This is a genomic window from Paenibacillus tyrphae, from assembly GCF_000722545.1.
Taxonomy (GTDB): domain Bacteria; phylum Bacillota; class Bacilli; order Paenibacillales; family NBRC-103111; genus Paenibacillus_G; species Paenibacillus_G tyrfis.
In genome coordinates this window covers 415,507-433,443 of sequence record NZ_JNVM01000010.1, presented here as the reverse complement: position 1 = coordinate 433,443, position 17,937 = coordinate 415,507, and the positions used below count along the sequence as shown (strand labels likewise).

General features: G+C 55.4%; 19 protein-coding genes and 1 riboswitch. Of the genes, 5 read left to right on the top strand and 14 right to left on the bottom strand.

The window, feature by feature from the left end; all coding sequences use genetic code 11:
* Window positions 1-48 precede the first annotated feature (48 nt).
* From ET33_RS14380 to ET33_RS14365, 4 genes are all read left to right on the top strand, one after another.
* Window positions 49-384 carry a hypothetical protein gene (locus ET33_RS14380; protein WP_036682306.1) on the top strand — a complete coding sequence of 112 codons (336 nt, stop codon included), beginning with the start codon at window positions 49-51 and terminating at the stop codon, window positions 382-384.
* Between the two features lie 105 nt (window positions 385-489).
* Window positions 490-1,815 carry a glycosyltransferase family 2 protein gene (locus ET33_RS14375; protein WP_036682304.1) on the top strand — a complete coding sequence of 442 codons (1,326 nt, stop codon included), beginning with the start codon at window positions 490-492 and terminating at the stop codon, window positions 1,813-1,815.
* Between the two features lie 42 nt (window positions 1,816-1,857).
* The gene (locus tag ET33_RS14370) at window positions 1,858-2,958 is read left to right on the top strand and encodes an acyltransferase (RefSeq protein ID WP_036682301.1); all 1,101 of its coding nucleotides are present in this window, start codon (window positions 1,858-1,860) and stop codon (window positions 2,956-2,958) included.
* 5 nt (window positions 2,959-2,963) lie between these two features.
* Entirely contained in the window at window positions 2,964-4,103 is a 1,140-nt protein-coding gene (locus ET33_RS14365; RefSeq protein ID WP_036682299.1) for a glycoside hydrolase family 18 protein, read from the top strand.
* 60 nt (window positions 4,104-4,163) lie between these two features.
* Here the strand turns inward: ET33_RS14365 and ET33_RS14360 are convergent, their stop codons facing one another.
* The 4 genes from ET33_RS14360 to ET33_RS14345 form a co-directional block, all read right to left on the bottom strand.
* Window positions 4,164-4,826 (bottom strand): hypothetical protein, encoded by a 663-nt coding sequence (locus ET33_RS14360; protein ID WP_036682297.1) that lies wholly within the window; start codon window positions 4,824-4,826, stop codon window positions 4,164-4,166.
* 131 nt (window positions 4,827-4,957) lie between these two features.
* Window positions 4,958-5,752: a sugar phosphate isomerase/epimerase family protein gene (locus ET33_RS14355; protein WP_036682295.1), complete on the bottom strand. Its 795-nt coding sequence runs from the start codon at window positions 5,750-5,752 to the stop codon at window positions 4,958-4,960.
* 162 nt (window positions 5,753-5,914) lie between these two features.
* The gene (locus ET33_RS14350; protein WP_036682292.1) at window positions 5,915-6,772 is read right to left on the bottom strand and encodes an amidohydrolase family protein; all 858 of its coding nucleotides are present in this window, start codon (window positions 6,770-6,772) and stop codon (window positions 5,915-5,917) included.
* A gap of 63 nt (window positions 6,773-6,835) precedes the next feature.
* The gene (locus tag ET33_RS14345) at window positions 6,836-7,801 is read right to left on the bottom strand and encodes a Gfo/Idh/MocA family protein (RefSeq protein ID WP_036682289.1); all 966 of its coding nucleotides are present in this window, start codon (window positions 7,799-7,801) and stop codon (window positions 6,836-6,838) included.
* Window positions 7,802-8,048: 247 nt separating this feature from the next.
* Here ET33_RS14345 and ET33_RS14340 point away from each other — a divergent pair, with 247 nt between their 5' ends.
* The gene (locus ET33_RS14340; RefSeq protein ID WP_036682287.1) at window positions 8,049-8,816 is read left to right on the top strand and encodes a hypothetical protein; all 768 of its coding nucleotides are present in this window, start codon (window positions 8,049-8,051) and stop codon (window positions 8,814-8,816) included.
* Window positions 8,817-8,913: 97 nt separating this feature from the next.
* On the opposite strand, the gene ET33_RS14335 is transcribed toward ET33_RS14340, so the two are convergent.
* From ET33_RS14335 to ET33_RS14290, 10 genes are all read right to left on the bottom strand, one after another.
* Complete coding sequence (locus ET33_RS14335; RefSeq protein ID WP_036682285.1) at window positions 8,914-9,666, bottom strand: ABC transporter permease; 753 nt, start codon at window positions 9,664-9,666, stop codon at window positions 8,914-8,916.
* Window positions 9,648-10,430 carry an ABC transporter ATP-binding protein gene (locus ET33_RS14330; protein ID WP_036682283.1) on the bottom strand — a complete coding sequence of 261 codons (783 nt, stop codon included), beginning with the start codon at window positions 10,428-10,430 and terminating at the stop codon, window positions 9,648-9,650. Before ET33_RS14330 ends, ET33_RS14335 begins: the two co-directional genes overlap by 19 nt.
* A gap of 27 nt (window positions 10,431-10,457) precedes the next feature.
* Window positions 10,458-11,345 (bottom strand): cation diffusion facilitator family transporter, encoded by an 888-nt coding sequence (locus tag ET33_RS14325; protein ID WP_036682281.1) that lies wholly within the window; start codon window positions 11,343-11,345, stop codon window positions 10,458-10,460.
* Between the two features lie 186 nt (window positions 11,346-11,531).
* Window positions 11,532-11,909, bottom strand: coding sequence for a (2Fe-2S) ferredoxin domain-containing protein (locus tag ET33_RS14320; RefSeq protein WP_036682279.1), 378 nt, complete (start codon window positions 11,907-11,909; stop codon window positions 11,532-11,534).
* 178 nt (window positions 11,910-12,087) lie between these two features.
* Window positions 12,088-12,288, bottom strand: a riboswitch (cobalamin riboswitch).
* Between the two features lie 73 nt (window positions 12,289-12,361).
* A complete protein-coding gene (gene rpmG, locus ET33_RS14315; protein ID WP_010491717.1) occupies window positions 12,362-12,511 on the bottom strand; it encodes a 50S ribosomal protein L33 in 150 nt (49 codons plus the stop codon).
* Between the two features lie 33 nt (window positions 12,512-12,544).
* Window positions 12,545-13,768, bottom strand: a complete 1,224-nt coding sequence (locus tag ET33_RS14310) for a GTP-binding protein (protein ID WP_036682277.1) — start codon at window positions 13,766-13,768, stop codon at window positions 12,545-12,547.
* A 193-nt stretch (window positions 13,769-13,961) separates the two neighbouring features.
* Entirely contained in the window at window positions 13,962-14,924 is a 963-nt protein-coding gene (locus ET33_RS14305) for a ferrochelatase (protein WP_051775332.1), read from the bottom strand.
* Window positions 14,921-15,994 carry an ABC transporter substrate-binding protein gene (locus ET33_RS14300; protein ID WP_081890323.1) on the bottom strand — a complete coding sequence of 358 codons (1,074 nt, stop codon included), beginning with the start codon at window positions 15,992-15,994 and terminating at the stop codon, window positions 14,921-14,923. Before ET33_RS14300 ends, ET33_RS14305 begins: the two co-directional genes overlap by 4 nt.
* Before the next feature lie 13 nt (window positions 15,995-16,007).
* The gene (locus tag ET33_RS14295; RefSeq protein WP_036682275.1) at window positions 16,008-16,808 is read right to left on the bottom strand and encodes an ABC transporter ATP-binding protein; all 801 of its coding nucleotides are present in this window, start codon (window positions 16,806-16,808) and stop codon (window positions 16,008-16,010) included.
* The gene (locus ET33_RS14290) at window positions 16,805-17,854 is read right to left on the bottom strand and encodes a FecCD family ABC transporter permease (RefSeq protein ID WP_051775330.1); all 1,050 of its coding nucleotides are present in this window, start codon (window positions 17,852-17,854) and stop codon (window positions 16,805-16,807) included. The genes ET33_RS14295 and ET33_RS14290 overlap by 4 nt, the downstream gene beginning before the upstream one ends.
* Window positions 17,855-17,937: the final 83 nt, after the last annotated feature.

Sequence of the window (17,937 nt, the reverse complement as noted above, 5' to 3'; positions counted from 1 at the left end):
TTCAGGCAGCGATAGGTAAAGTATCCTTCTGAAGGATGGCGGCTATGCATGATGGGCCAAACAAAGACGCATGCAGAAGCCGTCCACATAGCACAACTCGACCTCTCCGGTGCTGACCGCTTCAGTTTCGCATCCGCTCTCTCCCTTTTACGGCAGCAGCTCGCTCGTTCGTTTCCCACCAGTCATGTTCTGTGCCTCCTGCAACAAGATTTCCAAGCAAACTCCCCCAAAAGCTCAGGAAAAAACAACCCAAACCTAACAAATCTTGTGAGTATGAACCATGAAGAAAATGGATGTATTAGGAGATTCCCGCAGAAAAATAGCAATGTATTCGTTTTATTGAAATTTGTAGCAGTTTTACACGAATTGGTTCGTCTACTATGATAGTTAAAAAGGACTAAGTTTTACAGGATAAACCCGGTCCTAAGCCGCGCAGGCAGCCGTTTCACCGCAAAACAGAGATAAAGAAGAAAGTAGAGGGAGTAGGAGATGCAGTACGTTTTATATGTCACAACGGTCGTGTTCCTTGTCTTTCAGCTGTTGTACACGGTTATTCCCTTGCTGTTCGGCAGGGTGAAGAAGCTCGACGAAAGCCTGCCCGAGAAGTCCATTTCGGTGTTGGTTCCCGCCTACAACGAAGAGCTTACGATCAAAAATTGCATCGATGCGATGAATGGCTTGAGCTACCGCAATCACGAGGTGATTATCGTCAACGACGGCTCCAAGGACGATACGCTGTCGAAGCTGCATGAGCTGTTAGTTCTGGAGTCCCGGTACCGGGAGCCCGGCGGACAGCTTATCTACAAGCCGGTCAAAGGCTTCTATCAATCGGCGAGGTACCCTCATATTTTCGTTATCGACAAGCATAACGGCGGCAAAGCCGATTCGCTGAACGCGGGCATTGATTACGCCGTGTCCGACATCGTGATTACGCTCGATGCCGACAGCATGCTTGAAGCCCGTTCCCTTCGGTACGTGAGTCAATATTTCCATGATCCTGAAGTGATCGCCTTGGGCGGCACGGTGAAGATCGTTCAGGGCGCGGAGAAAAAGGACGGCGTCATCGTTGAGAAATTTACGGGAAAAGGAATCATCAAGAGCCAAACCATCAACTATATCCACGGCTTCTACGTCCGGAAGCTGACGCAATCCGTCTTTAATTCCATCGTCGTCATCTCCGGCGCGTTCGGCGCGTTTTACAAGGATATTCTAGTCAAGGTGAATGGCTTTCGCAGCACGGTCGGCGAAGATATCGATATTACCTTAAAGATTCACGAATATATGAAAGCCAACCGGTTGGCCAAAAAGCTCGTCTACGCGCCGGAAGCGGTCTGCTATACCGAATGTCCGGAAAATATGGCCAATTTCTACAAGCAGCGGATTCGTTGGCAAAAAGCGTTCATCGACTGCATCCTCCTTTATTGGTCCAAGCTCTCGCATCGCTTTAGCCAGGGCGTCAGTCTGTTTTTCGCCATCGACGGATTTGTTCTCGGCACGATTACGGCGTTCACCAGTTTGATCTATATCGTTCAATTGCTGATAAGCCGTCAAAACTTGGGGCATGCGCTGATCCTTTTCGCCATTACGGTCGCAGTTAATGCGGTGCAGATGATCATCGCCTTTTACCTATGCAAAAAATTCGGAAGCACCTACACGATGAAAGATTACATCCGCATGTTCCTGTTCAGTCAGGCGGAACTGCTGACGTATAGGAACGTCCTGCTGTATATCAATATTATCGGAACGCTCAAATATTTCGATAACGACGAAGGCTGGGGATACGTGGAGCGGAAAGGCGTCGCTTCCATTAGCTGACCCCCTGCAATTCATTGACGACGGACTCGGTAGGAGGATGTTATGGACAATCTAATGAAAAACAACCGCATCATCTACATCGACATGCTGCGGATCATCTCCATTCTCGCCGTAATCATCCTGCATATCACTGCGGATTTGCTGACCCGGACGAATGATTTCAATACGATATCCTGGTGGATCAGCAATGTGCTGAATTCGGTCGCCCGATTCGCGGTTCCCGTCTTTTTCATGATTAGCGGGGCCATGATTTTGCGTACCAAGGTCACCTCGTACAGGGAATTTTATAAAAAGCGCATCTTACCGCTGGCCATCCCGCTTGTAAGCTGGTCGCTCATCTACGATGCCTACAACCAATACTTTATTCTCAAGAGCAACTTGGCGATCCTTCAGTTTTTTACCGATTTCGTCTATCGGCTCATCGTCGACCGCAATTACATACACCTGTGGTTCCTGTATGCGATCATCGCCATCTATGTCACGGTGCCCTTGGTTAGCCGGCTCGTCAAAGCTTGCTCGGAAAAGGAACTGCGGTATTATTTAACCCTATGGTTCGCGATAAGCATCGTCTACCGTTTCATTACGGACTTGGTGTTCCGGGTCGCCTCCGAAAGCATCTATATCCCGATCCTGAACATCCCTTTGTTTATGGGATATCTCGGTTATTTCATCCTCGGCTACTATCTCTTCCATTACGAGCTGCCTGCGAAGGTGAAGTCGCTGCTGTTTAACATCGGAGTCCTATCTTTTTTCGTGACGCCGGTTGCGACTTATTTTGCCTCCTTCTATAGCGGGGTCCTGGACGAAATGTTCTACGGCAATTATTCGATAACGACCTTTTTCATGGCGGTCGGGCTGTTTCTCTACTTTCAAGAGAAGAATTCTGTTTTGGGCGAAAAGCTGAATTACAAAATTCAGAGGCTGATCGGTTCCATAGCGAAGGCGAGCTTCAGCATTTATTTGATCCATCTTTTAGTCGAGCTGACCATTTCGCGCAGGGTGGAAAGCGAAGGCTCCGCCCCGGAAACCGTCTTCACGCTGCTGCTCAATCTGGGCATGGTGTTCGTCATCAGCTACATCGTCGTAAAACTACTGAATCTCAATAAATTCGTGACGCGCTTACTATTCGGCGGAAGAGGCTAATGCACATGAAAATCAGCATCTACACCAAGCTCTTTATCGCCCTGCTGCTCGCAGGAATGGGGATATACTTCTATGTCCAGCAGCAAACAAGCGATCATAAAATCACTTCGGTCTATATCGTTCCGAGCGGCGGTGGCATCGATCGGATCAACCTGTCGAATCCGCGCGTCGATATCGGCTTTATCGCTTTTGCGAAGATCGATAAAAACCGGCTTTATTTCCACACGAACCCTACCGCCGATGCCGAAATCAAAGACAATATCAAGACACTCCGAGCGAATAACCGCCAAACGAATCTTGTGCTGGGCGTAGGCGGCTATGGGGCCGACGGCTTCTCGGACGCGAGTCTGGCGGAGAACCGGGGACCATTTACGGACAATATCGTGGCTATGGTGAAAGAGCTGGACTTGGACGGCATCGACATCGACTGGGAGTACCCGGCTTCGGATGCATGGAACACGCAGAAGTCCCGGCCCGAAGATACGCAAAACTTCACTTATCTCATGAAGGAGCTCCGGGAGAAGCTGAATCGGCTGCCGCATAAGAAACAAAAAAAATATTTGCTGACTTTCGCTTCGGGGACCCAGGATTGGTATTTCCATAATGTCGAAGTCAAGAAGGTCGAGAAATATGTCGATTTCATCAATGTGATGAGCTATGACTTAACCGGACGTTGGTCGCAAACGACGGGCTATAACTCCAATCTGTACGCCGATGCGGGGAGCAAAACGACACATAGCGTAGACTCCGTGATCACGATGTATCTGGAGCGCGGGATCGATCCGCGGAAGCTCCTGATGGGCATTCCGGCTTATTCCTACGGCTGGGAAGAGGTCAAGAGCGACAGCGACGGATTATATGCGGAGGGCAAGCCGATCGACATCGACAAGGTGGACCTGAGCTACAAAACGATTGAAGCGAAGTACATCGGCAAGAACGGCTTCAAGCGTTACTACGATGATCACGCCAAAGCCGCTTATCTGTACGACGGTAAGACGTTCATTTCGTACGAGGACAAGGAAGCTTTGAAGGCCAAAATTGCATACATTCAACAAAAGGATTTGGCCGGCGCCATGGTGTGGGAATATTCCCAGGATGCGGAGCATGGATTGGTCAAGTTTCTTTCGGAGCAGCTGCAAATGTAGAGGGGATCGACAAGCGCACCTTACCGCAAATACGATAAGGTGCGCATCCATAAAACCGATTTATTCGGAATAATCTTTTTGAAAAAAAAGCAAAAGCAAATAAATCCAGAAAAAGAAAATACAAAACATAATCATGGAATATGCGTTATTATACCCATACACTGCGGCGAACACCCCGACAGGAATAAGCATGCCGATACCGATCAGACTTCCGAGAATGCTCCGATTGACCCCGGTCCAACTTTCCTTCCGCAGCCGGTGAGAGGAGATGAAGGTGAAGCCCCAGTTTTTCTTTTTCACCATCCATGCTATGCCGAGCCCGAGCAGAAACGATACCAGCTGTAGTATTAATATTGGGTTCGTCGTGATATCGTTGTAATCGTTTATCCCGTAATCGGTACCATAGATGATTAGCAGCAAAATCATGCCTTGAAGCAGCAGGTAAAGCCCGTAAGCAAAAAACAACATGATCATTGCGTAAAACCAGCGAATGCGGTAAACGAATTTTAAAAATATGTACATGGCAATCAATTGAACTATCAAATCCAGCGTCGGCAGGAACAAAACCATCCGTATAAATAAAGACCAGCCGGCAAGACCAATGCCTAGACCGGCAACGGCCCAAAAACGATACGATTTCCTATATCGGAACAGCACGAATATCAATACAAATATGGTAACCGTCTCTAATGTGGAAAGCGCTATGGAAATGGCAAATTCCATGTACTCTCCTCCCCGCTATCCTTTATGTCTTTGATCTTCGTGTGCAAAATAGCTGCAGATCACTCCTTCCTTCCGACGGCGGTCGGGATTTACGAGGGCCGGCTATCTGCATCCAGCCTCTCCCTCCATCTTTAAGACGGATTTCCGCTCCAAATGTTACGCAAAATTTGCAAATCTTCGAGCGCCGCTTCATACAATGCTTCCCGGTCTTCATTCACGCGGACTCCCTCGGTAAATTCCAGCGTAAACGAGCCGCGAAAGCCCATGCGTCTCATCAATGCCAGCCGGTCTTTAATGAGCTCCGGCCGACGGCTTAAGCGGATGAAATGGTTGCCCCCGTCACGAAGCTGCACGTGTGCATGAGTAATCGCGGACCCCAGCCTTTTGAACCAATCTTCGAGTTCTCCCATGCAGTAGAACGGATGCACGATCGCTTGGAATGGCCCGTTCCCTAACTGGTGCAGCATTTCCGCCGCGGCATCGGGATGCTCCGCGATGGTTCCCGGGTGACACTCGCATAATATTCGGCAATCTGCAGGCAGCAGCTCCACCCAGCGCTTGACGTTGGCGATGTAAACCGGAAGCTGGGCCGGATCGGCACCGAGATTGAATTTCACCGCCGGCGCACGCAGCCGGTTCACCAGAGCCGCAGCCTCCTCACGCTTCCTCTCCGCCTCATCGCCATCCTCGAATCCAATATACGAATTGACGATCGCTATGCGATCCGAAGCCTCCAACGCTGCTTGCTCCCGTTCGTCCGCAAGAATCGCATGATTTTCCCACAGCTCCAGACCGTCGAAGCCGTCTTCGCGAAACCGTTCCTGCCAATCGCTGACTGCATAGGACGGCTTGCGCTCCGCCGCCCACCGGTTCCGTTCCAGCAAAATCGTGCCGATATACAACTTGTTCTCGTAAGACTGTGCCATCCGAGCAGTCCTCCCGCATCAAAACATCTTCAAGGAAGCATAGCCCACGCCGAAGCTTTCGTCAAGAACGCGATCCCCCGCTGCCGGGGAATAACGGACCGTTTGTGAAAAAAAGAGACCGCGCCATAGGACGCGTGTCTCTTCTATGCTATACCTGCGTTTTTACGATCCGCTTACCGATAGATGCTCCAGCTTGTAAAATCGAAGGGCGTTGCCGCCGAAGACGGCTTCCCTCTCCGATTCCCCGAGCCCGTCGGGAAGTGCGCTGTCCAGCAGATCCACGACCTGATCGTAGCTTGCCGCCAGCAGGCAGACGGGCCAATCGCTGCCGAACATGACCCGGTCCGTGCCAAAAACGGACACCACATGCCTCACATACCGGACGATCTGCTCCGGCTTCCAATTCCGGTGATCGGCTTCCGTGACCATCCCCGACAGTTTGCAGTACAGCCGCGGGTTGGACGCGGCAGCCTCCGCCAATTGAGCTCTCCATGGGTCCCATTCGCCTGCGGCGATTTGCGGCTTCGCAATATGGTCGATCACCGCCCGCAGGTTCGGCGTCTGTTCCAGCAGCTTGAGCACCGCCGGCAGCTGATGCGATTTGAGCAGCAGATCCACCGGAAAGTCTTCCTCAGCAAAAAATCGCATTGCCTCGACGATGTGCGGCCGGAGCATATCTTCCGCCCGCTCCATCTCTTGAATCATGGTCCGAAATCCGACAAACGCCGGATGCCGCTTGAAATTCCGGTACTGCTCCCGGTAATCCGGGCGCTCCAGATCGATCCAGCCGACGACCCCAGCAATGCGTTCGGAGCGCCCGGCCAGCTCCAGCATAGAGTCCGTGTCCGACAGCGTAGACGCCGCTTGAACGACAATCGTCCGGTCGATCCGGTTCGCCGTCAGAGGAGCTTCCAAATCGTGCGGCTCGTAGTCCCGGTATAATACGCTCATCTCCGGCGTAATCCAGCTATAATCTCCTCGTTCCAGCTTCCAGTAATGCTGGTGCGCATCGACTCTCACCTTAGTTCCTCCTTATGCATGCCGCTATCTCTGCAGAGAATTATGCTCATTTTCGCTCCTATTTTATATGTCGTGCAGCTGAATATTCAGAGCCCGGCCTTCGCCGTTCGATTCGGCCGCATAATATACCAGCCCCTGCGTCCGAAGGTAATCGCGTCCGCTTGTCTCGCTTTCCCGGCCTTCGCGCAGCGAATCCAGAAACTCGGTGAGCGTATCCGTTGCCACGACGTCGCTGTAATCGTCGAAGCGGGTGACGGCACCGTCCTTGAACACAAGCAGCTCCTTATCTTTCACTTCGATGACGCCCGTCGTCCCTTCGATACGCCAATTCCCGCCCCATTCGGTTTGTTCGCCCCGGGACGTAATCGAGCCGGTATAGCTTACCGCGATCCCGTCCTCCATCTCCAGTAATGCGTACAGGTTAATGTTCGCCTGCTCCGCGCTCCAGCTGCCGACTGGATTGAAATTCCGGGCAAAAATCCGGACGCCCTCCTTCCCGGTCAAATAGCGCATCAGATCGAAATGGTGCACCGCGATATCGTCCAACAGGCTGACGGTATAGTTGCGCTGCGTGTGATGGTACCGGTAAAACTGAACATCGATGGTCGACACCGTGCCGATCGTTCCGGCGTCGAGCAGCGATTTCAGCTTCCGCATATACGGGAAGCGGCGGTAGTTTTCCGCGATCATGAACGGAATCTGCTCCTTCACGGACCGCTCCACGATCTGAATCGATTCGTTGTAATCAAAAGCGATGGGCTTCTCGCACAGCACCGGCAGCCCGAGATCGAACACCCGGTTGTTGATGGCGGTATGCACATGAGGCGGTGTCACATTGACGAAAATATCCGGTTTTTCGGCTGCAAGCGCTTCCTCTAGCGAGGTATAAAAAGGCGTATCGTCCACGCCGAGCTTCTCTTTCAACGCCGGATTGGGTTCGACGACCGCCACTTCCATCCCCTCGTGCTCCCTTAGCTTCTTGTACATGCCGAATCCGGCGACTCCCAAACCCGCCAATAGCGCTTTCATAGGCTGACGAACCTCCGCTTCTATTCTTAGTCGTGAAACATTCGCTAAATTGATTCCCATTTTAACGCAACGTTTTTGAAATGTATAGATCAAGATCCGACAAAGCCGCGCATAATGAACAAGGGGTTAACTCGGTTCCGCTGAAAAACAAGCAGTTTAGGCATACATTTATATTCCCTTGCAGATGCTGTATACTCTAGTTGGAACGACAAACGCGGCAGTATAAACGAAATGGAGAGAAGATCAGGTGCAACCATTCCTTATCGAGCCTGCGGCTTATACCGCTTTTAGTGACGAGGCGGCACTCATTGAGCAATGCAAAGAATGGAATTTGCTTTCGGAGAAAGCGACCAAAGCCAAAAGCTTTTTCTACAAAAGAAATGGGCTAGTACTGGCCTGCCGGTTGATCGGCTATGTCGATAAAATGACGGCTGTCATCGAATTGGAAGACAAGCGGCTGCACTGCATCCACCCGTCTTACCTGAAGGAGATGCAGGCTTCAACTTATGGGCAAAAGTCTGCCGTCGGTGCAGAAGAATCGGCGGAACCGGAGAGCGCCGTTTCAGCGGTTACGGCAACCGAAACATCAAGCGTGTCTCCTGCAAAGGAAACCCCGGAGCTTGAAGCCCCCGAGGCTAAGAAGCCTCAGGCCGAAGAGCCAGAGGCCGCAGAACAGCCGCCAAAGGGGAAGACCAAGAAAGAAAAACCGCTGAAGCTGCAGCTTCCGGAAGAAAAAGTTAAAATGACCGCCACGGTAAAACAATTTACAACCGTACCGAACAATTTCTCCGACAATGACGACGAAGTGATTATTTACGAGGCGGTTTCCATCGTCGAGCCGGCGACCGAAATCGGCGAAGCCTGGTCCAGCAACAGCGCCACGATAAAGAAGCTGGAACTTGAAATCGGCGACACGATTACCTTTGAGGCAAAGATTATAGCCAAGAAGCTTACGCGGCACCCCGTACCGTACAAAATCAACAATCCGTCCAAAATTCAAAAACAAGAATCTTGACAAGTCCAAGAGGCTGTCCTAAAATTCTCGATTCCACGCATTAAAATACCCTTCATCTCCACTTTACAGGCGGATTTGAAGGGTATTTTAGCGCATCCTATCCGCCCGGCCGCAAGCGGCCGTCACGGGTAAACCACAGCTTATAGCTGATCAATCCCAGCAGCATTCCCGTAATCGCCGCCGAGGAGGAAAGCACAAACATGATCAAAATCTGATACCGCACCGCTTCGACCGGATTCGCCCCCGCTACGATCATCCCGGTCATCATCCCCGGAAGCTGAACGAGGCCGACCGTCTTCATCCCGTCGATCGTCGGGATCATGCTGGACTTGATCGAGCGCTTGAGCGACTCCTGAATCGCCTGCCGCAGCGTCGCGCCGAGCGCCAGCAAAGCTTCGATCTCGCCGCGGGAGGATTCCAGCTCCCGCTTCATCTGGTTCAGCAGCAAGCCCGAAACGATCATCGCGCTGCCGATCGTAATGCCGCTAATCGGGATGATGTATTGCGGCGTCGGCTGAATGATGCCGAGGCCGAGCAGCAGCGTCATCGTGATCGCTTCCGTGGCCGTAATCGCTACGGCAATGCGCAGCCGGATGCCGGCGATGCCTTTGGCACGCTGCCCGGCGTTCCATGATGCGACAGCAATCATCACGCCGACGATCAGCACTATAAACAAGGGATCGTCCGTATGGAAGACGAACTGGAGCACATACCCGACAAGCAGCAGCTGCACCGCGGATCGGATGGTGCCGATCGCTATGTCTTTCTCCAGGCCGAGCTTCTGCCAGACGGAGACGAGCATGGTCACGACGACGAACACCAGCGTGCTGATTAACGCCAGGTTGGACATTCCGCCTCCTCCTTTCCGGAGGGGGCCGCAACAGATAACGCTGCCGCGAACCGGCGCCCGGACTCCGTGTCCGGGGCAAGAAAAAAGGCCTGCGTCTCCCGGTTCTCCAGCAGCGTTCCCTCGGCCATAAACCATACGCGTCGGCTGACGCTGCGGGCCTGCTCCAGATCGTGCGTGACCCACAGCTGCGCGGTTCCTTCCCGCTCGTTCCATTCCCGCAGCAGCCGCTCGGCCGCCGTCCGGCTGTGCGGGTCCAGGGATGCGGTAACTTCGTCGAGCAGCAGAACATCCGGCCGAAGCAGCAGCGAGCGGACCAAGGCGAGCCGCTGCTTTTCGCCGCCGGACAGCTCGCCCGCCGGCTTGCTCCAAGCCATCCCGCCGAGGCCGAGCGCTTCCATGCAGCGGGTGGCGAGCGGGCGGTCGAACGGGCGGCGGTGCAGGCGGCTGACCGCGCTCAGATTGTCCTCGACGGTTCCCGGCAGCATGACGGCCTGCTGAGCGACGTAAGCTACCTTCGTCCGCCACTCCTGCGGCTTCCATGCGGAAGCCGGCTTGCCGCCCAGCCGCAGCTCTCCCTCATCTGCGGCGTCCAGCCACGCGAGGATGCGCAGTAGCGTGCTTTTGCCCTGGCCGGAAGCGCCTAGCAGCGCGACCCTCCCGCCTTCCTCCAGCTCGGCTGTAACGCCGCTGAATAACGCAGCACTTCCCTCACCGTCCCGCTGCCGGTATTTCGCAAGCTTTTCCATCGATAATACCGATGCCAATCGCGAGCGCCCCCTTTTGCAAAAAGCTTATTCGTACCATGGATTCAAGTGGATGAGCACCTCATCGACATCGGCATGCCGCTCCATAATCGACCGCTTGATCTGCCGGGAAATATCGTGTCCTTCCTGAACCGTAAGCTCACCTGGAATGCTAACCCGCAGATCGACCAAAATATAATGCCCATGCTCTCTCGCCCGAAGCCGGTCGATCCGTTTCACCTGTGGAATCGTTACGATAAGAGCCGCGTATTCGCCCAGCTTCTCCGGCTTCACCGCTTTTTCCATCAGTACGTCGAACGCTTCCTGTCCCATCGAGTAAGCCAGCTTCAGAACGAGAATCGAAACGATAATCCCGGCGAGCGGGTCGCCGTAGGCCAAGTACGGAATGCTCCAAGCCTCGCCGAGCATCGCAAGCGCGATGCCTACGACGGCCGCAAGCGACGCGTACACGTCGGCCAGATGGTCGTAAGCCGTGGCGATCAGCCCTTTGCTGTTCGTCCGTCTGCCGATCCGAATCGTGTACATATACAAGGCCTGCTTCCAGGCCAAAGAAACCAAGGCCGCGGCCAGCGCCAGTACGCTGGCTTCCGCCGGTTCCTCGAACAGCGCGGCAGCGGCATGATAGCCGATGAACAAGGCGGCGAGCGCCAGCACAATGGCTACGAAGGCGGAGCCGAGCACCTCGGCTTTGCCGTGTCCGTACGGGTGATCCTCGTCCGCCGGACGCTTGGAAATCCGCATCGAGCTTAATGCCGCGGCCGTCGCAATGACATCGCCGGCATTGTGCACGCCGTCCGCAAGCAGCACTTGGCTGCCGGATAGAGAGCCGACAATCAGCTTGAGCAGTGTCAGAACGATATTGCTGATCAGACTGATCCACACTGCCACGATGGAAGCATTGTTCCCCTTACTCATCATTTATGACCCCCGTCAGAACTTTTTCCCATAGGAAACAAAAAACCCCTGGCCGTCCGGCCAAGGGTTGGAAAAGCTTTTTTATGACGAAAATCAATCCTACGCAAAATCATAACCATCACCACGCTCAAAAAAATAACATTTAATCATTATAGCACGGAATCCGGAGGGATGCAAAGCCGATGCTTAACGCTCGACCGAAGGCTGCGGTTTCGGAGTTCCTTCAGCCCCGCGGGTCGTCCCGACGAATCCTTCCTGATACGTATAGAGGACCTGCTCCCGCATCGGACGTCCGCCGAGCAAATGCTCCTTCACCAGCTCCCGGCCCAGCTCGGGGGTCATTTCTTTGTACCAGACGCCCTCCGGATAGACGATGACGATACAAGCGTCTTCGCACCGTCCGTTGCACCGCGTTCTTGTCGTGTGAACGACCGCATCCGCCTGCTGCAGGGCAATCTCCTCCCGGATCGCCTTGGTTACCTCCTCGCCTTGCTGCCTCATACAGCTCCCGCCGTTACAGATCAGCACATGGTGGCGCGTACCGGACAAATTCCATGTTGTCATTATTCCCGCCTCCTCCTTTTCGAAAAAAAGAAAAGGAGCATTCCAACCCTGTCGGTTAGAAATACTCCTTTCAGACCCGTATCTGCATGCCCGAATGCTCTGTCTGTAAGACAGCAGCTCCGTGCATCGGCATATCCGTTCTTCGTATCCTAACACCCCCCTATGCTCCGTAGGGTCAGCCGTGTTATCGGATCAGGCAGGTATCCTGGCTTAGGGCATCCCGCTCGGCGCCTTCCCGAAGACATGTCTTCAGTGGCGTGCTGCCGAGCGATAGCTTGAATCAAGCACCCTTCACAGTGGCGGGACCGCGACGGATTTGCACCGTCTTCCCTTTTAAGCTTCGGACGAGGTCCGAAGCACCTAATATTCCCGGTATTCGGTTGTTATGAACCTAACGATACCCGAGGGAAGGAGGCATTGTCAATATGATCCTGCCGCGTAACTATTGCGTCCTACCGCGTTTCCCGGTGCAGGGTTACCTTCTTGAGCCGGGGGCAGTATTTGCGAAGCTCGAGCCGTCCCGGATGAGTTTTCTTGTTCTTGGTTGTCGTATAATTCCGATCGCCGCATTCCGTGCAGGCTAAAGTAACGATGACACGCATAAGGGACTCCTCCTTTCCGGCCAAATGGCAAATTTATTGCAGCAACGACGCTTCCAGTTGCTCCGTCGATACGTTCGGCAGCCTATCGGACAGCAGGCTCCAGTCCCCGGCCATTTCCTCATCCGTGAGCAGGCACGCGTCCAGCTCGGCCGTGATCCGCCGCCTGTCCGGGGCGATCCCAATCAGGACCAGCTTCGTCGTTCGGTCCCCGAAGACGGGGTCCCAATGCTGCGCCAGCTCCGGTTCCTCGGCCAGTATGGCCTGACGCTCCGCTTCCGGGAGCGCGGCCACCCAGTAGCCGGCAGGGCCGAATTGAATCGAAGGGCCGGCCTGGCTCAAGCTTTGCGCAAGCGCGTTGCGGCTTGCCAGCCACACCGTCCCCTTCGCGCGGACGATGTCCTCCGGCCAGTCGGACATCCACGCCGTTAGCCGTTCGGGATGGAACGGACGGCGGCGCTCATACACGAACGAGGAGATGCCGTACTCTTCCGTCTCCGGCGTATGATGGTCGTTCATCAGCTCCTGCATCCAGCCCGCCGAGGTGCTTGCGGCTTCGAAATCGAACAAGCCGGTGTTCAAAATCTCCTCCGGGTTCACCTGTCCTCGCTCGGTGCGCAGCAGCTTCGCCCGCGGCTGAAGCTTTCTCAGCACACCCTCCAGCTCGTTCAGCTCCTCCTCTTCGACCAGATCGCACTTGTTCAAAATAAGCACGTCGCAGAACTCGATCTGGCTAATCAGCAGGTCGACCACATCGCGCGTATCGTCCGCGCCTACGGCCTGCTGCCTCTCCAGCAGCGATTCGCCGGAGGAATAGTCGTGCCAGAACCGGTAGGCGTCCACCACCGTCACCATACAATCCAATCGGCACCACCGGGACAGATCGATGCCGTGTTCTTCGTCGATATAGGTGAACGTCTGCGCCACCGGTACCGGCTCGCCCACCCCGGTCGATTCGATCAGGATGTAATCGAACCGGCCTTCGAGCGCCAGCCGCTCCACCTCGCGCAGCAGGTCTTCCCTCAGCGTGCAGCAGATACAGCCGTTCGACATTTCCACAAGCTTTTCCTCCGTGCGGGACAATCCGCCTCCGTTTTGAACCAGCGCCGCATCGACATTCACCTCGCTGAGATCGTTGACGATGACCGCCACCTTCAAGCCATGTCGGTGATTCAGTACATAATTTAAAATGGTCGTCTTCCCGGCGCCCAAATAACCGCTCAGCACCGTTACCGGTATTTTCGTCGTATTGTGTTCCATTGTCAGCAAACCTTTCTTAAACGTAATTATTACTAATAAAATTCATTGTACTGAGGCGCCCATCGTTTGTCAACGAACAAATTTCAGTCCGCAGCATGTACCCGCCTTTGTCGGAGCAACTGACGCTCGTTGTTTTTATACAAAAAAAGACCCGCAGCCCGGCATCAACGATAGCCGGAAGCAGGTCCTCGCTTTATTCATTTTTAGTTCCAAGCACGCCAGCCGTGCCGTATGCATCGTCCTTGCATCTGATGCGGCGGGCCGCGTAACGGCTCAGCATATCCATAAACTCGTACGCATCGTTCAGAAACTCCGTGCGCGCGAACTCCATCCCGTGCCTCGTGGCCGTCTCCCAACAGTCAATGCCTGCGTCGTACAGCACCTCCACATTCTCGGTCATCGACATCAGCTCGCATACGACAACGGCTTTGCGTCCGGCCGCGGCCTCCGCCTCGATGACCTCCCGTACATCCGGGCCCAGCCAAACTTGCGGCGCCGGTCCCCCGCTACGGTACGCCAGCCTCCATGGACAGCCGCCCGCCGCCCTGGCGACGCTTGCCGCCAAAGCTTCAAATTCCGTGCAAAACCGCTCGTTAGCCTGCGGCAGCCCCGGCTGGCTGTGCGCGGTGAAAAGCACGACGAAATCGCTCCGCCCTTCTGCGGACATCCAGTTCACCGCCGAACGGAGACGCCGCCCCAACAGGTCGACGAACCGCGGCTCGGCCCACCAGCCCTCGATATCGACAACCGGGAGGTCCACGCCGAATCGCTGAAGTGCGTCCCGAACCTGCTTACGGTACGCTCCCGTGCCGGACCGCGTATACAGCGGCGTTACCGGAAGCGTCGCCACACGACGCACGCCGTCCCGGATCATTTGTTCCACCGCATCGGGAACGAAAGGCGGCGTATGCTTGCAGCCGACGTAGACTCTAACTTCGTCCAAAAGCAGCGCTCCGATCCTTCGCTCCAGCGCTTCCGCTTGTCTTAGCGTGACGGAGGCGAGCGGATCGCAGGTACCAAGCTGCCGGTAGCGCCAGATCGCATCCTTCAGCCGCTCTTCACCCGGAGGCTGCCCGTGAAAGATATGGGTATAGAACGGCTCAATCTCGTCGATGGACCGGACCAGCCCGTACATCGGCAGCAGTATCCCGATCATGCTCCGGCCTCCTTTTTCACGCCGGAAGCCGACTCCAATACATCTGCAATCTCTGCGATCGAATCAACGACGGCCGGATTGGCGTTCACAAGCTGCTTGGCCGCCATGACCCGGACCCGGCCTTCTTTCACCGCCTTCAGAGTGCTCCAGCCCGGATTCCCGGTCAGCTCCCGGAACGCCTGCTCCTTCTTCCCTTCCCAGTCGGAAAGCAGGATGCAATCCGGGTCCGCCTGAATAATCTGCTCGATCGTCGCTTTCGTCGTGCGGGGCAGCCCCATCGCTTCGGCAGCAGGCATGCCGCCTGCCAGCCGTACCAGATCGCTGGATATATTATCCGGTCCCATCATATACGGTCCCGTATTCGGTCCTACCGGCGAAAGCACGAGCACCGTCGGTTTGGAGACCGCTTTACGCTCCTCCACTTTGTTCCGGGCGGCATCCAGCTTGCCCTTCATCCGATCGGTCACCGCCTTGGCCTTCTCCTCTTCGCCAAGCGCCTGCCCGATCAGGTTCAGTTGGTCCATGATTTGCCGAACGGTGCCCCATTCCTTAAAGGTCAACACGGGAATGCCCGCCTGCTTCAAAATCGGATCGGCATCCCTCTCCCCGTCATGTATCGTCGTCATCAGCACCAGATCGGGCTTGTAGGACAGCACCTGCTCCGGATCGAGCTTCGTCGCGCCCGTTATTTTGGTTCCGATCAGCTTGCCTTGCTCGGCATGAACGGACAACTGCTCGTTGTCCAAGCTGCGGGGCGCAACGACGAAGCGGGAAGGATCGGCCAGCTCCAGCGCCATCTCGGCCGTATCCAGCGACAGCGCGGCGATGCGCTCGGGCTTGGCCGGAACGACCACCTCGTGCTTGCCGCCTGTCACAATCGTTCTCGGATAGGCTCCGGCCGGAGCCTTCCCCTCCTGTCCGTTGACAGGTCCGGCGGTAGGCGCCGCTTGGGAACCGCACGCCGTCGCGAGCAGCAGCAGCGCGATCGTTCCTCCGAGCCGCCAAGGCTTGAAGCCCGATCTTTTATTTTTCATTTGATCCCGATGCAGCATGACTCTCACCTTTTCCATTTTTTCTTTATCGTTAATAAGCCGCCTGCATCCGGACTTCGTCCAAGGCGGTCACCGCAGGCTTGCCGGTACGTTCGTCACGGCGGATCGAGGCTTCCACCCCGTACGCCTGTCGGAGCCGTTCGGAAGTCACAACGCACTCCGGCGCCCCGGAAGCCAGCACATGCCCGTGCCGAAGCAGGATCAACTCGTCGCAAAACCGCGCCGCCAAATTCAAATCGTGCAAAGCGGCAACGACGAGCAGCCCGGCATTCGTTCTTTCCTGCAGCAGCTTCATGACACGCAGCTGATGCCGGATATCCAGCGCCGAAATCGGTTCGTCGAGCAGCAAAATCCGCGGCTGCTGGGCAAGCGCCTTAGCGATGAACACCATCTGCCGCTGTCCGCCGGACAGCTCCGTCACCCTCCGGGCCGCCAACGGGTCAATCCCGGTTGTGCCCATCGCCTCCCGCACCGCTTCGCGGTCAGCCGCAGAGGCGGAAGCAAACCGCCCCCGATGGGCATAGCGCCCCAGCATCACGATCTCTTCCACCGTAAAATCAAGCTCCGCGCTCAAATCCTGCGGCACATACGCAATATGGCGGGCAACCGCTTTGGGCTTCATCCGGTGCAAGCTGGCCCCATCCAACAGCACTTCTCCGGCAGCGGGCCGGCGCAAGCCGCCCAAGGCGCGAAGCAGCGTCGATTTGCCGCTGCCGTTCGGTCCGATCAAGCCGATGAAGCGTCCGGGCCTCATCTGCAAATTGACGTCATGCAGGATCGTCTTCGATTCGGCTCGCTGCCACAGCTGCCGTACCGCAATAACCGTACTCATGCCACCGCCCCTTTTCCGGATTTCAATACCATTCCCAAGAATAACGGCGCCCCAATCAAAGCACAGACAACGCCGACCTGCAGCGTCACCGGCTGGAGAACCATCCGGGATATCAGATCCGCAACAACTAAAAATATAGCTCCTCCAAGCGCGCTGGCCGGCAGCAGCACCCGGTGATCCGGTCCGGTCCATAAACGGATCATATGCGGAACGACCAAGCCGACGAACCCGATGATCCCGCTTACCGCAACGGCCGAGCCGGTCATGAGCGAAGCGAGGCCCAGTATCAGATAACGCACCGCGCGCACCTTCATACCGCTGCTTTGGGCATGCTCGTCGCCAAGCAGCAGCAAGTTCAAATCCCGCGCGAAGGTGCAGAGCAGTACGCAAGAGATAAGAATCGGCAAGGCAATCAACTGCACGTGCCCCCAAGTCCGGGCTTCCAGCCCGCCTTGGAGCCAGAAAATAATGCTCCGCAGCTCCTGCTCGTTCCGCGAGCTGGCGACCAAGATGTTGATAACGGCGGACAGCAAGGCGTTCAGGCCGATCCCAAGCAGCAGAAGCGTCGTGACCGTAGAACCGCTGCTCCACCGCCAAACCGCAAGAATAACGCACACGGCAAGCAGCGCTCCGGTAAAAGCAGCAGCCGGCAGAAGCCATACCCCCAGATGCGTCAAGCCGAAATACAAAGCGCACACGGCCCCGGCAGCGGCTCCGCTGGATACGCCGACATAGCCCGGCTCAACGAGCGGATTGCGAAACAAACCTTGCATCGAAGCGCCCGAGATGCCAAGCGCCGCGCCTACAAGCGCGCCGACCAGCACGCGCGGCAGACGTACCTGCTCTATTACCAGCCGCTCGCGTTCCCCCGCCGTGCTGTCCACCGGAAAGGCCAACTTTTCCAGCAGCAGCGTAAATGTTTGTTTGAACGGAACATACACGGGTCCGAAACCGGCGGCCATTACGATACTGGCTAGGAGAAGCACGAAAAGCAGTCCAAAAACAAAAAACGGGGAGGAAAACAAAAGATGCCGACGCTTGAACAACAGGAATCCTCCTTATGATTTCGAGATACGCCCGCTTACCAAGCTATTCGGCTGCGGCGGCAAAAGAAACATTTGTCTATGTA